This window comes from Streptomyces sp. NBC_00466 (assembly GCF_041433995.1).
In the GTDB taxonomy this organism is placed as follows: Bacteria; Actinomycetota; Actinomycetes; order Streptomycetales; family Streptomycetaceae; genus Streptomyces.
The window spans coordinates 6582182-6597281 of the sequence record NZ_CP107896.1 but is presented as its reverse complement, the minus strand read 5'-3'; the positions used below and the strand labels follow the sequence as shown (position 1 = coordinate 6597281).

Annotated in this window: 11 protein-coding genes; 4 read left to right on the top strand and 7 right to left on the bottom strand. The window is 71.1% G+C overall.

All coding sequences use genetic code 11. The features are described 5' to 3' along the window. Positions 1-107 precede the first annotated feature (107 nt). Entirely contained in the window at positions 108-1325 is a 1218-nt protein-coding gene (locus OG210_RS29595; protein WP_328324033.1) for a cation:proton antiporter, read from the bottom strand. A 243-nt stretch (positions 1326-1568) separates the two neighbouring features. Between OG210_RS29595 and OG210_RS29590 the strand changes: the two genes are divergently transcribed. Continuing rightward, the gene (locus OG210_RS29590; protein ID WP_328324035.1) at positions 1569-1850 is read left to right on the top strand and encodes a LapA family protein; all 282 of its coding nucleotides are present in this window, start codon (positions 1569-1571) and stop codon (positions 1848-1850) included. A 215-nt stretch (positions 1851-2065) separates the two neighbouring features. Here OG210_RS29590 and OG210_RS29585 read toward each other — a convergent pair whose 3' ends face one another. The 4 genes from OG210_RS29585 to OG210_RS29570 form a co-directional block, all read right to left on the bottom strand. Beyond that, a complete protein-coding gene (locus tag OG210_RS29585) occupies positions 2066-2629 on the bottom strand; it encodes an RICIN domain-containing protein (protein ID WP_328324037.1) in 564 nt (187 codons plus the stop codon). A 286-nt stretch (positions 2630-2915) separates the two neighbouring features. Then, positions 2916-4574: an acyl-CoA dehydrogenase family protein gene (locus OG210_RS29580; protein WP_328324039.1), complete on the bottom strand. Its 1659-nt coding sequence runs from the start codon at positions 4572-4574 to the stop codon at positions 2916-2918. A 34-nt stretch (positions 4575-4608) separates the two neighbouring features. After that, entirely contained in the window at positions 4609-5229 is a 621-nt protein-coding gene (locus OG210_RS29575; protein WP_328324041.1) for a TetR/AcrR family transcriptional regulator, read from the bottom strand. Positions 5230-5481: 252 nt separating this feature from the next. Beyond that, on the bottom strand, positions 5482-6870 hold the full coding sequence (locus OG210_RS29570) for a GAF domain-containing SpoIIE family protein phosphatase (protein ID WP_328324043.1): 1389 nt from the start codon (positions 6868-6870) through the stop codon (positions 5482-5484). Between the two features lie 326 nt (positions 6871-7196). Between OG210_RS29570 and OG210_RS29565 the strand changes: the two genes are divergently transcribed. Beyond that, complete coding sequence (locus OG210_RS29565; RefSeq protein ID WP_371539577.1) at positions 7197-9959, top strand: SpoIIE family protein phosphatase; 2763 nt, start codon at positions 7197-7199, stop codon at positions 9957-9959. Between the two features lie 168 nt (positions 9960-10127). Here OG210_RS29565 and katG read toward each other — a convergent pair whose 3' ends face one another. Beyond that, the gene (gene katG, locus OG210_RS29560; protein ID WP_328324047.1) at positions 10128-12350 is read right to left on the bottom strand and encodes a catalase/peroxidase HPI; all 2223 of its coding nucleotides are present in this window, start codon (positions 12348-12350) and stop codon (positions 10128-10130) included. 360 nt (positions 12351-12710) lie between these two features. Here katG and OG210_RS29555 point away from each other — a divergent pair, with 360 nt between their 5' ends. Continuing rightward, a complete protein-coding gene (locus tag OG210_RS29555) occupies positions 12711-13151 on the top strand; it encodes a transcriptional repressor (RefSeq protein WP_328335316.1) in 441 nt (146 codons plus the stop codon). A 158-nt stretch (positions 13152-13309) separates the two neighbouring features. Here OG210_RS29555 and OG210_RS29550 read toward each other — a convergent pair whose 3' ends face one another. Then, positions 13310-13735: a secondary thiamine-phosphate synthase enzyme YjbQ gene (locus OG210_RS29550; protein ID WP_328324049.1), complete on the bottom strand. Its 426-nt coding sequence runs from the start codon at positions 13733-13735 to the stop codon at positions 13310-13312. A gap of 106 nt (positions 13736-13841) precedes the next feature. On the opposite strand from OG210_RS29550, the gene OG210_RS29545 reads away from it, so the two are divergent. Beyond that, positions 13842-14936: an NAD(P)-binding domain-containing protein gene (locus OG210_RS29545; protein WP_371539573.1), complete on the top strand. Its 1095-nt coding sequence runs from the start codon at positions 13842-13844 to the stop codon at positions 14934-14936. Positions 14937-15100: the final 164 nt, after the last annotated feature.

Sequence of the window (15100 nt, the reverse complement as noted above, 5' to 3'; positions counted from 1 at the left end):
AGCTCGCCGCACTGTGCGAGAAGTACGGCGCCACTTCCGTTCCCGTCGATCTGGGTGACGCCGACGCATCAACTTCCACACCTCAACATCGGCTGCCGGCACCCTCGTTACCACGCCTCCGACTCCTCTGCGGTCCGGGAGCCCGACGGTGCTCGGTCGCGACCGCCGACGCGAATGCGCCTGGCCAGCAGCGGGAATACCAGCACCGAGACCATCGCGGCGCCGACCAGAGCCGCCGCCACGGCCGAGTCCACGATCTTCTGGCTGACGCCGATGGTGGTGATGGCGACGACAAGGGGGAGGCAGGTCGCCGCGAACAGGGTGAGCGCGCTCCTGTCGCCGCGGTCCAGGTCGCGGGGTGCGAGCAGGTATACGGGCCCGCCCCGCAGGAGGAGGAACAGGAGCAGGAAGACCGGCAGCAACGCCAGCGAGCGGGCGTCGTGGAGCAGGGCGTGGAGGTCGAAGTTGATGCCGGTCACCACGTAGAACAGCGGCACCAGGAATCCGAAGCCCATGGCCTCCACCTTGCCCAGGACCTCGGCGCTGCTGTCGGGGGCGGCGCCGTACAGCACCAGGCGGGCCAGGATGCCTGCCGCGAACGCGCCCAGCAGGACGTCGAGTCCGAATGCCGATGCGAGGCCCAGCATGCCCGCCAGCAGGAACATGACGAAGCGCACTGCGAACTGGGCACTGTTGTGCAAGGTCTTGTCGATCAAGCGGGAGAACCAGGGGCGCCTGGGCCGCAGCGCCCAGACGATGGCCGCGGCCGTGACAGCCGCGAAGACGATCAGAAGGGCGGCCGACACCCCGGGTTTGCGGCCGCTCAGCAGCAGAGCGATGGCGACGACCGGGCCGAACTCGCCCACCGCTCCGAAGGCCGTCACCACCGCGCCGAAGCGGCCGTGCAGGTCCCCCTCGTCCTTGAGCATCGGCAGGACTGTGCCCAGAGCTGTGCTGGTCAGCGACGTGCCGATCACGAACGCCTTGAACACGTCGTCACCGCTGAGCAGGAAGGCCACCGCGATGGCGACGGCCAGCGAGGCCAGCCAGGCTCCCGCAGCCCGGTTCAGGGTCCTGCCTCGCACCGCCGCGAAGTCGATCTCGTAGCCGGCGAGGAAGATCAGCATGGACAGCCCCAGGTTCGACAGGGTGTCGATGGCCTGGTCCGAATGCGCCCAGTCAAGGGCGTCCGGGCCGATGACGATGCCGAGCGCGATCTCGAAAATGACGAGCGGGACGGCGAGGCGTCGGGCCGCCGCGCTTGCCAGCAGCGGAGCGAGCACTGCGGCGGCCGTGATCAGGACCAGCGTGCCGGGGTGTGACACGGATACAACGGCCTCCCTGGCGGGGCGTGGATACGGCGGGCCGCACACCTGGTACGGCCGGTGCTGCCCACCCTCGGCCCGTGGGCGAGGCGTCACGAGCGGGGGTAGCCCATCGGAGGGGCGGACCGTCGGACGCGTCGCCCGGAACCGTGAGCTGCACCGATGCGCGGGCACAGGCCGCCTGTCACCCGAATGGCGCAGCCCGGAGCGGCGTCACGCAATCCGGGGGCCGATTCTGGAGAGATGAGCGGACACCAGGCTCCAGACGCACCGGACGCCGCGACCAACCGTGGTTCACGGTGGCGCCAGGCCCTGACGCCTACGCGTATCCTCGCCCTGCTGCTGACCGCGGTCGCGATCGTCCTCATCGCCGAGAACACCCGGGAAGTGAAGATCCGGCTGCTGGTTCCCGTCGTCACCATGCCCTTGTACGCGGCGCTGCTGATCATGTTCGTGATCGGCCTCCTCGCCGGGGCCCTGCTTGTCTACAACCGCCGCCGCAGGAGGCGGCGCGAGCGGTACTGAACGGCCGGGAGGGAACCGCCGCGAGGGAGACCTGGCCGGGCTCGTCGCCGTCGTCGCCGTCGGCCCCTGCTGACCGGGTGACGGCTCATTGAGCCTTCGTCAGCTGGTGGCCCCGATGCCTCACCGGCGTCGGGGCCACCGGGTCTCCTACGCCCTGCCGGCATGGCGTGAGCAGCCGTGTCCCGGCCCGGGGGGCGCGGCACCCTGCCGTGCGATCAGATGGTGTGGGGTTCCCAGACCGGCAGCCAGACGTCGTTGGCCACTCCCCGTGGGGTGCACTCGTACTGGATCAGGTCGTTTCCGACGCCGACGCCGCCCCTGACGTTCAGGCACTTGCCGCTGGACTTGACGACGACTTGGTAGCCGATGCCCTTGGGAACGAACTTCCACAGTTCGTTGTCGCTGTTTCCGCAGGTGTACTGAATGACCTGGGCGCCGTTTTCGCTCCCGCCGCCCCTGACGTTGAGGCACTTGCCGCTGCCGACGGACTTGAACCGGTAGTAGCCGCCGAGGGCGGAGTCCGCTTCCCAGCGCTCGTTGGCCTTGCCGGACCAGGGGTACTGGATGACAGGGGCACCGTTTTCCGTGGACCCGCCGCGTACGTTGGCAACCTGACCGGGGTCGTCGGCGAGTCTGAGGGTGAGCTGCTGGGCGACGACCGACCGGGGCGTGGGGCTCACTGCGTCACTGGCTGCCGCCGTGGTGGCCGTGCTCGACACGAGTCCGGCGCTGATCGCGAGAGCGCCCATTCCCGCAGCCCACTTCTGGTACAGCTTCATGCTTGTCCTCCGGTTCCGCTGTCGCACCACCGACGTGGATCGTCTCCGTGTGCAATCAACTCACCACCGAAAGTAGCGATGTGACGTGCTGAGCCACAGAGGGCAGCAGAAGCGACAGGCGTGGCCGGCGAGACTCCGCACGCCCTCATCCGGCTTCGGTATCCCTGCCCGCCGAGGTTTGACCCGCTGCGTTCACTCCAACGGGCAACTCCCCTGAATCCGGCCACGGCCGGCGTCCGCCGTAGCCACGGCCGGCGCCCGCCGTACGGCCTCGCGACACCCGCCGTCAGACGGGGAGACGCTCCAGCACTCCCCCGAGATCCGTGTCCGGCGGGAGGGTCCCGAACGCCAGCCCCCGGTCCCCGGCCAGCCGGGACGCGCAGAAGGCGTCGGCGACGGCGGGCGGCGCGTGCCGTACGAGGAGCGCCCCCTGGAGCACGAGCGCCGCGCGTTCGATGAGACGGCGGGCCCGCAGCGGGGCGTCCTCGGTGAGGACGAGTTCGCCGCGCAGCTCCTGCCAGGCGGCATCCAGTCGGCGGTCGGCGCCCGATGCCGCCTCGATCTCGGCACGGAAGGCGTCGACGGACTCGGTCTCGCGCGCCAGCGCCCGCAGCATGTCAAGGGCGTTGACGTTGCCCGAGCCCTCCCAGATGCCGTTGAGCGGGGCCTCGCGGTAGAGGCGCGGCATACCGGACGCCTCGTCATATCCGTTGCCACCGAGGCATTCCAGCGCCTCGGCGACCGCGGCGGGCTGCCGTTTGCACACCCAGTACTTGCCGACGGCCGTGGCGAGTCGCAGGAACGCACGCTCCCGGGCGTCGCCGCGCTGGGCCCGGTCGGCCGCCCCGGCGAGGCGCAGGGCGAGTGTGGTGGCGGCCTCGGACTCCACCGCGAGGTCGCCGATCACATTGCGCATCAGAGGCTGGTCGATCAGTTTCGCGCCGAACACCGCGCGGTGGCGCACATGGTGGGCGGCCTGGGCGAGCGCGGCGCGGGTGCCCGCCGCGGATCCGAGTACGCAGTCGAGGCGCGTCGAGGTCACCATGTCGATGATGGTGCGTACGCCCTTGCCCTCGGGGCCGACGAGCCAGGCCACCGTGTCGTCGAACTCGGGCTCGCTGCTGGCGTTGGCACGGTTGCCGAGTTTGTCCTTGAGCCGCTGGATGCGGAAGGTGTTGCGGCTGCCGTCCGGCAGCACGCGCGGCACGAGGAAGCAGGAGAGACCGCCGGGGGCCTGCGCGAGCACGAGGAAGAGGTCGTTCATCGGCGCGCTGGTGAACCACTTGTGACCGCGCAACCGCCAGGTCCCGTCGGGCTCTTCGGTGGCCGATGTGGTGTTGGCGCGCACGTCGGTGCCGCCCTGCTTCTCCGTCATGCCCATCCCTGCGAGCAGCCCTCGCTTGCCGGTGGGGGTCCGCAGGCCGGGATCGTAGACCCGGCTGGTGAGCAGGGGCTCGTACGTGGCGGCGAGGCCGGGAGCGTGGCGCAGCGCGGGGACCACCGCGTACGTCATGGAGACCGGGCAGAGGTGTCCCGGCTCCACCATCGACATCAGCATGAAGCCGGCGGCGCGGGCCACATGGGCGCCCGGCCGCTCGTCGGCCCACGCAGCGCCGGCCAGCCCGGCCCCCACCGAGGCGTCCATCAGGTGGTGGTAGGCGGGGTGGAACTCCACCTCGTCGATGCGGTTGCCGTAGCGGTCGTGTGTGCGCAGCACGGGTTCGTGGCGATTGGCCTGGTCGGCCCAGTCCTGTGCTTCCTCGCCCGTGACGAGGCGGCCGAGGTCATGGAGGTCCTCGGTGTGCCACGACGCACCCTCACGGCACATGCCTTCCAGCAACACGGCGTCCTGGGCGGCGTCGTGGCCGGCCAGCGGTGGTGGCTGATTGGTCACTTCGTGGGTCGGGGCGGTGGGGCGGCTGCGGGGAGCGGCGGTCGTCGACACGGGTTTCCTCCGGGTGCGGGCTTGCACGATCGGGTCAGGGCTGCTGCACCTCGGCGGGGACGCCCGCGCAGCGCAACGCCATGGCGGTGAGTTCGGCGAGGAGTTCCTCGGTGGCCTTCCCGTCGTGGGTGCCGAGCGGGTCGACGAGCACCTCGCCGACCGCCCCGGTGAGCGCGGCCGCGGTGATCTCGCCGTTCTGCGCGGGCAGCAGGCCGTTCGCGATGCCCTGGTGGACGACTTCGGCGAACAGCGCCCGGTAGCGGCGCCGGAAGTCGAGGCGCTCGGCCCCGACCGCCGGTTCGGCCGGTGCGGCGAGCAGCGCGTATGCCAGTCCGCGGTTCTCCAGGGCACGGCGGGCGAAGACCCCGACGCCCCGGCTGAGCCGTTCGGCGGGCGTCCCCGGCCCCTGGAGCACCTCGCCGAGGACGTCGACCTCGCGGCCTGCGGCTCGTCGGAACACCTCGACGGCGAGCGCCCCTTTGGACGGGAAGTGCTGGTACACCGAACCGGCCGCGATTCCCGCCGCATCGGCGACAGCGGTCACCGACGCCTGTGACCAGCCCACTTCCGTGACCACCGAGGTGGCACACGTGACGAGGTGCTCTCTGGCGGCTGCGAGCCGATCGATTTCGGCGCCGGTCTTGCGGTAGGCCATGAAAGAAGTGAACCACCATTCAGAGCTTCCCGCCATGCCTGGTACCACCGGCACGGCCCCGTCAGGAGAGCGTGGCGCACCTCAGCACCCCGCTGGACAGCCCGGTCCGTTCCGCCGCTCCGGGACGAGCGGTTCCTGATCTGCATGGCGGTCCGGCAGCACGCCTCACCGCTCCACAACTGGACGATGGGAACGCTCCTGCTGGGCACGGCGCCGGGGGCGCGGATCACGAACGGCCGGCCGGTGGCTGCCTCACGGAACCGCCAGCGCGGGCCCCGTCTTCGGCGGGCCCGTGCGAACCGCGATCATCGCGACGTCGTCGGTGCCGTCACCCGCCAGACCACTGAGCAGTTCGTCGCAGAACGCCTCAAGCGGCTTCCTTGCGAGGGCCGCGGCGTGCTGGCGGAGACGGGCCAGGCCGCGGTCCAGCCCTTCGTCCCGGCGCTCGATGAGGCCGTCCGTGTACAGCAGCAGGGTGGATTCGGCCGGCAGCCGTTCGATGGCCCCCGGGCGGTGCTCTTCGGGATCCATCCCCAGCAGCATGCTCCGGCCGCCGTCGAGGAAGCGGGTCTCCCCCTCGCGGGTCACCAACAGCGGCGCGGGATGGCCCGCCACCGCATAGTGAAACTGCCAGAACTCGTCGGGCGCCGTTTTCTCGACCAGCCCGTAGACGCAGGTCAGAGTCTGATGCGGGGACAGGATCTGGTGAGCGGCGTCCAGCCTCGCCAGGATCTTGCCCGGCGGCTCCTTGCGATCGCAGGCGATGCCCCGGAGCACGTTGCGGGTCTGACTCATCATGATCGCCGCACGCAGGTCGTGCCCCGCGATGTCCCCGATGATCAGCGCCAGGGCGCCCTCGGGCAGTACGAACGCGTCGTACCAGTCGCCCCCGACCCTCGCGGTGGTCACTGCCGACTGATAGCGGGCGGCCAGTTGGAGCGGCCCGTGGACGGGCAGGTCGGGCAGCAGCGAGCGTTGCAGGCGCTCCGCCGTGTGCTGCACCTCCGAGTGCAGGCGCGCGTTGTCGATGGCCAGGGCCACCCGGTGTGCGAGGTCCTCGACGAGCGGGAGACTGTCATCCGTCAGCGGCACCTCGCGGCGGGTACGTGCCAGGGTCAGCACTCCGAAGACCTGCCGCCGTGCTCTCAGGGGAGCGACCACCGCCGTGTCGGTCGCCAGCCTCTGGAAGAGTTCGAGCTCGCGCGCGAGCGGCCGGTCCTCGGTCCCCCGCGGCAGGTGGAAGTCCGTGAGCAGCACGGGCCCCACACCTCGCAACGCACGAGCCCAGCCGGCCTCGGATCCCTCGTCCGACGGCAGAAGCCCCTCGTACATGCCGGGGGCCTCCGTTTCGGCCTCCCGGTGTTCGACGGCCACACGGCGCAGCCGTCCGTCCCCGTCCAGCAGGTCGACGGCGCACCAGTCGGCGAGACCGGGAACGAGGGTGCGGCAGAGCCGCCGGATTCCCGTGTCCGTGTCGAGGGTGCTGGCGAGGGCCTCGGCGGCGTTGATGAGGAGAGTGAGCCGGTCGAGTGCGTGCTGCACCTCTTCGTCGACCTCATACTCGTCTGCGTCACCGGCCGCATGCCCCTCCCCCGGGCGGCTCTCCGGCTTCCCGGCCGAGGGGTCCTGCAGCGAGCACATGCCGGCTCCTTGCCTCCGTTGCGGGCGGCTGACGAAAGGGAGACGGCCCGCCCTCACATTCTGCGACCCACCCCGCACCCCGGCATGTCCGGCCCGGCTGCCGAGCAGGGCAGACGGGTGTTCCGCCCTGGGCCGGCAGACCCACGACCGCGTTACGGGGTTGCTGATCGGCGCGGGGCGGCCCGCTCGGTGGCCAGTCGGCCAAGTCATCGAGCAAGAGAACATTTCGGTTGATTCTTGGTCTTATTGTTGTTCCGTCCGCGGGTCGCCACCCCGACGGACGATTCCTTCCGGGTACTCGAAAAAACGATCGGCAGGACCGGCCCATGGATGAGCGCAAGGCGTCTTTCGGGTCCTCGCGGGGGCGCCGCAGCTCTCTGCCGGGTCTACGCAGCGTCGCGGGCCAGATGTTCGTCCTGCAGGTGATCGTCGCGGCGGTGCTGATCGCGGCCGCGGTGGTGGCGCTGGTACTGCAGGCCCACAGCAACGGCACGCGGGACGCCCGCCACCGCACGCTCAGTGTGGCCCAGGCCTTTGCTGAGGCACCCGGAACGGCAGCGGCGGCGACCAGCGCCCACCCGACCGCGATCCTGCAGCCGCGCGCCGAGGAGGTCCGCAAGTCGACCGGCGTCGACCTCGTCGTGGTGTTCAGCACGAAAGGGGTCCGCTACACCCATCCCGACACGAAGCTGATCGGCAAGCACGTCCTCGGCCCGTACAAGTCAGCCATCTCCCACGGAGCCTTTACCCGCACCTTCAGCGCGAGCCGGGGCCTCGCCGTGGACTCGATCGCCCCCGTCACCGGACCCCACGGCAGAGTCGTCGCCCTGGTGTCGGTCGCGATCACGGTGTCGAAGGTGCAGAACGAGGTGAACAGTCACCTGCCGGTGCTGCTGGCCGCGGCGGCGGGGGTACTGCTGCTGGCGGCGGGCAGCTCGCTGCTGGTGTCGCGGCGGCTGCGGCGGCAGACCCACGGACTGGGGCCCGCGGAGATGACGCGGATGTACGAGCACCACGACGCGGTGCTGCACGCGGTGCGGGAGGGCGTGGTGATCGTCGACCAGGACGGACGGCTGCTGCTGGCCAACGACGAGGCGCGGCGGCTGCTGGAGCTGCCGGCGGACGCGGAGGGGCGCCAGATCGCGGACTTGGGGCTGGCGGCCGGGGTGGCGGAGCTGCTCGGCTCGCTGCGGCCGGCGAGCGACGAGGTGCACCGGGCGGGAGACCGGCTGCTGGGCGTCAATGTGCGTCCGGCGGCGGACGGCGGGGGGCGGCCGGCGATGTATGTGGCGACCCTGCGGGACACCACGGAGCTCGCGGCACTGACAGGGCGGGCGGAGTTGGCACGGGGGCGGCTGACATTGCTGTACGAGGCGGGGGTACGGATCGGGACCACCCTGGACGCGGTGCGCACGGCCGAGGAACTGGCGGAGGTGACGATGCCGCGGTTCGCGGACCTCGTCACCGTCGACCTGGCCGATGCCGTGGTGCAGGGGGAAGAGCTGGGGTGGGCGAGGGCGGAGATGCACCGGGTGGCCCTGCGGGGAGTGCGGGCCGATGCACCGGTGGCCCAGGTCGGCGATGTGGTGCAGTTGATTCCCGGGGCAGAGCAGCCGGCGGCGCCGGCCTCGGACCGCGGGGGCCTGATCGCCGACCTGCGTGCCGAGCGCGGCTGGCGGACCCACGATCCCCAGCGGGCGGAGAGAATCCTCGACCACGGCCTCCACTCGCTGATCGCGGTGCCGCTGCTGGCCCGCGGGACGGTGCTGGGCAGGGCCTGCTTCTGGCGCTCGGAGCAGGTGCAGCCGTTCGAGGCGGACGATCTGTCCTTCGCCGAGGAGCTGGCCGCCAGGGCAGCCGTATGCGTGGACAACGCCCGTCGCTTCACCCGGGAACACGCCGTGGCCGTCACTCTGCAGCGCAGCCTGCTGCCGCGCGGTCCGTCCGGGCAGACGGCGGTGGAGGTCGCCCACCGCTACCTGCCCGCGCAGGCCGGCGTGGGCGGGGACTGGTTCGACGTCATCCCCCTGCCCGGCGCCCGGGTGGCCCTGGTGGTGGGCGATGTGGTCGGGCACGGGCTGCACGCCGCGGCCACCATGGGCCGGCTGCGGACCGCGGTGCACAACTTCTCCGCCCTGGACCTGGCGCCCGACGAACTGCTGGCCTACCTGGACGAGTTGGTCGTCAGGATCGATGCCGACGAGGGCGCCGGGGACGAATGGCCGGCCGTGACCGGAGCGACCTGCCTGTATGCCGTTTATGACCCGGTGGCCGGCCGCTGTTCCGTGGCCCGGGCGGGCCACCTCGGGCCCGCGCTCGTACATCCGGACGGCAGGGTCGCGTTCCCGGATGTGCCTCTCTCCCCACCGCTGGGACTCGGTGGCCAGCCGTTCGAAACCGCCGAGCTGACTCTTGCCGAGGGCAGCCGGCTGGTGCTGTACACCGACGGGCTCGTGGAAGACCGCGACCGTGACATCGACGTGGGTCTTGACCTGCTGCGGGAAGCCCTGACCGGGCACCCCGGGCGGAGTCCGGAGCAGACCTGCCAGGCGGTCATCGACTCCGTCCCGCTGCCGCGGCCCAGCGACGATGTCGCGCTGCTGGTGGCCCGCACCCGTCTCCTGGGCCCGGAGCAAGTGGCCGACTGGGACGTACCGTCCGATCCGGCGGCGGTCGCCTCGGTGCGTGCCGATGCCAGCCGGCAGCTGACGGACTGGGGCCTGGACGAGATCGCGTTCACCACCGAACTCATCCTGTCGGAGCTGATCACCAACGCCATCCGGTACGGCACGCCTCCGGTACGGGTACGCCTGCTGCGTGACCGCACCCTGGTCTGCGAGGTCTCGGACGGTTCCAGCACGTCCCCACACCTGCGCCAGGCGAAGACCACCGACGAGGGCGGCCGCGGACTGTTCCTGGTGGCCAGACTCGCGCAGCACTGGGGCACCCGGTACATCCCGACCGGCAAGGTCATCTGGACCGAACAGGCCCTGGAGGACGGCATCGAGGAAGTGAGCCTCGACCTCGCCGACCTCTTCCTCGAACACGGGGTACCTGGCGACGACGCAGGCGATGACCAGAGTCCGTGAGGGAGTCGCGCGGTGGGCTGCCATGCCTCCGGCCCGTCGCCCCACTGTGACAGCGGGGCGACGGGCCGGGGCGCCGTCCGGCGGACCGGACGACGTCGTACGGATCAATCGACGTACGACTCAAACGACGTACGGATCAAGCAACGTACGGATCGAGCGACGTACGGATCAGGCGACGTCGTAGCGGTCCAGGTCCATCACCTTGGTCCAGGCGGCGGCGAAGTCGCGCACGAACTTCTCCTTCGCGTCGTCGCTCGCGTACACCTCGGCGACCGCCCGCAGTTCGGAGTTGGAACCGAAGACGAGGTCGGCCCGGGTACCGGTCCAGACGACCTTGCCCGACGCGTCGACGGCCTCGTAGCCCTTGCCGCCGTCGGTGGCCGGACGCCACGTGGTGTCCAGGTCGAGCAGGTTGACGAAGAAGTCGTTCGTCAGCACGCCGGGGGTAGCGGTGAGGACACCCGCCGTGGACTGCCCCGTGTTCGCGCCCAGCACCCGCAGGCCGCCGACGAGGGCGGTCATCTCGGGAGCGCTCAGCGTGAGCAGGTTGGCCCGGTCGACGAGCAGGAACTCCTCGGGCAGGCGGTTGCCCTTGCCGAGGTGGTTACGGAAGCCGTCGGCGGCCGGCTCCAGCGCGGCGAACGACTCGGCGTCGGTGTGCTCTTCCGTCGCGTCGACGCGGCCCGGGGTGAAGCCGACCTCGACGGAGTGGCCCCCGTCACGGGCGGCCTTCTCGACCGCGGCGGTGCCGCCGAGCACGATGAGGTCGGCGAGCGAGACCTTCCGCGGGCCCGAGTTGACGTCCGCCCGGACCTCCTCCAGAGTGCGCAGCACCGAGGCCAGCCGCTCCGGGTCGTTGACCTCCCAGCCGCGCTGCGGCTCCAGGCGGATCCGGGCGCCGTTGGCGCCGCCGCGCTTGTCGCTGCCGCGGAAGGTCGAGGCCGAGGCCCAGGCGGTGAAGACCAGGTCCGCCACGCTCAGGCCGGAAGCCAGGACCTTCTCCTTGAGCGCCGTGATGTCCTCGGCGGTGAGCGGCTCGCCCTCGGCCTCCGGCAGCGGGTCCTGCCAGAGCAGGGTCTCCGCCGGGACCTCGGCGCCCAGGTAGAGCGACTTGGGGCCCATGTCGCGGTGGGTGAGCTTGTACCAGGCCCGGGCGAAGGCGTCCGCGAACTCCGCCGGGTTCTCGTGGAAGCGGCGGGAGATCGGCTCGTAGACCGGGTCGAAGCGCAGCGCGAGGTCGGTGGTCAGCATCGACGGCGCGATCTTCTTGGCGGCGTCGTGGGCGTGCGGGACGGTACCGGCGCCCGCTCCGTCCTTGGGCGTCCACTGGTTGGCGCCGGCCGGGCTCTGGGTCAACTCCCATTCGTAGCCGAAGAGGTTGTCGAAGAAGCCGTTGCTCCAGCGCGTCGGGGTGCTGGTCCAGGTCACCTCCAGGCCCGAGGTGATCGTGTCGGCGCCCTTGCCGGTGCCGAAGGTGTTCCGCCAGCCGAGGCCCTGCTCCTCCAGGCCCGCCGCCTCCAGGTCGTCGCCCACGTGGTCGGCGGGGCCGGCGCCATGGGTCTTGCCGAAGGTGTGGCCGCCGGCGATGAGGGCGACGGTCTCCTCGTCGTTCATCGCCATACGGCGGAACGTCTCGCGGATGTCGCGGGCCGAGGCCAGCGGGTCCGGATTGCCGTTCGGGCCCTCGGGGTTGACGTAGATGAGGCCCATCTGCACGGCGCCGAGCGGTTCTTCCAGCTCGCGGTCACCGGTGTAGCGCTCATCGCCGAGCCAGGTGGTCTCCGGGCCCCAGTACACGTCGTCCTCGGCCTCCCAGACGTCCGCGCGGCCACCGGCGAAGCCGAAGGTCTCGAACCCCATCGACTCCAGGGCGACGTTGCCCGCGAGGATCAGCAGGTCGGCCCAGGACAGGCTCTGGCCGTACTTCTTCTTCACCGGCCACAGCAGACGGCGGGCCTTGTCGAGGTTGACGTTGTCCGGCCAGCTGTTGAGCGGCGCGAACCGCTGCTGTCCGGCGCCCGCGCCACCACGGCCGTCGCTGATGCGGTAGGTGCCCGCGCTGTGCCACGCCATGCGGATGATGAGCGGCCCGTAGTGCCCGAAGTCGGCCGGCCACCACTCCTGCGAGGTGCTCAGGACCTCGGCGATGTCCTGTTTCACAGCCGGCAGGTCAAGGGTCTTGAATGCCTCGGCGTAGTCGAACTCCCCGCCGAGCGGGTTGGCGACGGGCTGGTTCTTGGCGAGGATCTTCAGGTTGAGCCGCTCCGGCCACCACTGCCGGTTGCCGCCGCCCTGAGTCGGGTGCGGGGCACGGGCCGTGTGCACGACCGGGCACCCACCCGCCTCCTCGGCCTTCGGATCGGTGACTATGGCGTCGTGGTTCTCAGTCATGGAATTCCTTCCGGACCGGCGCGGATCGCGGTGCTGGGGAATGTGTGGACGGTGGCAGTGCGGCCGGGACTTCCCGGACATCAGACACCCAGCTGCGCGCCGGGGCACGCACCGGAGTGACCAGGTCGGACGGAAACGACGAGTGTCGTACGCGAGAAGGCACCATGCCGGCCGCAGCCGGACCGCCCGCGGTGGTCCATCTCGTGTTCGGCTCCTCCGTCGAGAGTGTCCGTTCCCTTGGCCAGTGCCGGAAGATATCCTACAATGGACTCAGTCCAAGTCAAGAAGTACGCCAGTTCGGTGACCGGCCGCAAGGCGGTCCGGCTGCGGGGCCCGTGCGACCGGAAGAGGTGGACCGCGATGAGCGACCTGGTGGAGCGACTGCGCGGGCGGGGCTGGCGGATGACCGCGCAGCGGCGGGTCGTCGCGGAGGTCCTCGACGGCGACCATGTGCACCTCACCGCCGACGAGGTACAGATCCGGGCCGTTCGCCTGCTGCCCGAGATATCCCGTGCGACGGTCTACAACACCTTGGGCGAGATGGTCTCCCTCGGCGAGGTCATGGAAGTCACCACCGGCGGGCGCGCCAAGCGGTACGACCCCAACGCCCGTCATCCGCACCAGCATCTGGTCTGCTCCGGCTGCGGCACCATCCGCGACGTCCATCCGACCCATTCCCCGCTCGGCGACCTGCCCGACACGGAGCGGTTCGGTTTCACGGTGACGGCGGCCGACATCACGTACCGCGGGCTGTGCCCGACCTGTGCGGGCACGGTCCGAACGGAGCGTGGCCCGGGCTGACAGCCCGTAGAGCCTGTCGGGTGGCTGCTCGTGAGCGGTGCGTACTTCTGGTGCCTGCGGGCTGCCCCCAGCGAGGATGCGGCGACGGAGCGGTTCCCGGAGCTCCAGGGGTTTCCCCCAAGACCGGCCCGCAGCGCGGCCCCTGGGAGCGATCCGGGTCAGCCCAGGAAGCTCAGTCGGACCTCGCGGTCCGCATTGTCGACGTTCGTGTCCACCAAGCACACCGACTGCCACGTCCCCAGTGCCAGCCGCCCCCCGATCACCGGAAGCGTCGCGTGCGGTGCCACCAGCGCCGGTACCACGTGGTCTCTGCCGTGGCCGGGGGTGCCGTGTCTGTGCTGCCAGCGGTCGTCCGCCGGCAGCAGTCCGTGCAGGGCCGCGATGAGGTCGTCGTCGCTTCCCGCGCCGGTTTCCAGGACGGCGATACCGGCCGTCGCGTGCGGTACGAAGACGTTGAGCAGGCCGTCGCTGCCCGCCGCCGCCTCGCGGAGGAAGTTCTCGCACTCCCCCGTCAGATCCGTGACGGTCTCGCGGTCGCCCGTCCTGATGTGCACGATGCGCGTCGTGAAGGTGGTGTCGGACATGCGTCCCATCCTCTCGCGCGCGGGGCGAGCGTGCCTGCCCGTGCGGGTCCTGTCCGCGTGGGGCCAGTGCGGGAAGATCCCGGAAGCCGGAGCTGTTGGATGAAACGTGAACGATTCCGGGGTACGCGCAGTGGATGTGGTGGTCATCGGCGCCGGGCAGGCGGGCCTGTCCGGCGCCTACCATCTGCGGCGTGCCGGGCTGGCTCCCGGGCGGGATTTCGTCGTGCTGGACCACGCCCCGCGGCCGGGTGGCGCCTGGCAGTTCCGCTGGCCCTCGCTGACGTACGGCAAGGTGCACGGCATGCACTCGCTGCCCGGCATGGAGCTGGGTGACGCCGACGGGGACCGGCCCTCGTCGGAGGTGGTGGGCGAGTATTTCACGGCGTACGAGGAGGCCTTCGGGCTTCTGGTGCGCCGGCCCGTCGAGGTCACCGCGGTACGCGAGGGCGACGGCGGACGGCTGCTCGTCGAGACGTCGCAGGGTGTCTGGGCCGCCCGTGCGGTGATCAGCTCCACCGGCACCTGGGACCGGCCCTTCTGGCCGCGCTACCCGGGCCAGGAGACCTTCCAGGGACGGCAGTTGCACACCTCGGGGTACCGCGGCCCACAGGAGTTCGCCGGGCAGCGGGTCGTGGTCGTCGGGGGCGGGGCCTCCGGCACCCAGCATCTGATGGAGATCGCCGGCGTCGCCGCCGGGACGACCTGGGTGACGCGGCGCCCGCCGGTGTTCAGGGACGGGCCGTTCACCGAGGAGTGGGGCCGGCGAGCGGTGGCGATGGTCGACGAGCGCGTACGGCGGGGGCTGCCGCCGCAGAGTGTCGTCTCGGTGACCGGGCTGCCGCTGAACGACGCGATCCGGGCAGCCCGCGACCGGGGCGTTCTCGATCGGCTGCCCATGTTCGACCGGATCACCCCGGCCGGGGTCGCCTGGGACGGCGGTCGCACCGTGGCCGCGGACACCATCCTCTGGGCCACCGGGTTCCGGGCCGCCATCGACCACCTGTCACCCCTGAGACTCCGTGAGCCGGGCGGCGGCATCCGGCTCGACGGCACACGCGCGGTCCGGGACGAGCGGATCCATCTGCTCGGTTACGGGCCTTCGGCCTCCACCATCGGCGCCAACCGGGCGGGACGCTCGGCGGTCCGGGACATCCGGCGGCTGCTGGAACGCTCCGAGGCCCCCGTTCCCGTCGGCGCGTAAGGCGCCTGACACGGCAGCGAGTTGACGAACACACGAACAGGGGAGCGGGTGTTCGCTGGAACGTGTGGTCGCACCGGATTCGCTTGCCCGGCCACCCCGCGAAGCAACATGCTTACTGTGCGCAAGCGACGGGCTGCAGACCGCGACTGCGCAGTCCCACTGAT

Excerpts from the sequence above, each read along its gene's own strand:
- OG210_RS29550 (WP_328324049.1), bottom strand. The coding sequence starts at position 13,735 with ATGTCCGACACCACCTTCACGACGCGCATCGTGCACATCAGGACGGGC.
- OG210_RS29575 (WP_328324041.1), bottom strand. The coding sequence starts at position 5,229 with ATGGCCTACCGCAAGACCGGCGCCGAAATCGATCGGCTCGCAGCCGCC.
- OG210_RS29570 (WP_328324043.1), bottom strand. The coding sequence starts at position 6,870 with ATGTGCTCGCTGCAGGACCCCTCGGCCGGGAAGCCGGAGAGCCGCCCG.
- OG210_RS29585 (WP_328324037.1), bottom strand. The coding sequence starts at position 2,629 with ATGAAGCTGTACCAGAAGTGGGCTGCGGGAATGGGCGCTCTCGCGATC.
- OG210_RS29555 (WP_328335316.1), top strand. The coding sequence starts at position 12,711 with ATGAGCGACCTGGTGGAGCGACTGCGCGGGCGGGGCTGGCGGATGACC.
- OG210_RS29565 (WP_371539577.1), top strand. The coding sequence starts at position 7,197 with ATGGATGAGCGCAAGGCGTCTTTCGGGTCCTCGCGGGGGCGCCGCAGC.
- OG210_RS29590 (WP_328324035.1), top strand. The coding sequence starts at position 1,569 with ATGAGCGGACACCAGGCTCCAGACGCACCGGACGCCGCGACCAACCGT.
- katG (WP_328324047.1), bottom strand. The coding sequence starts at position 12,350 with ATGACTGAGAACCACGACGCCATAGTCACCGATCCGAAGGCCGAGGAG.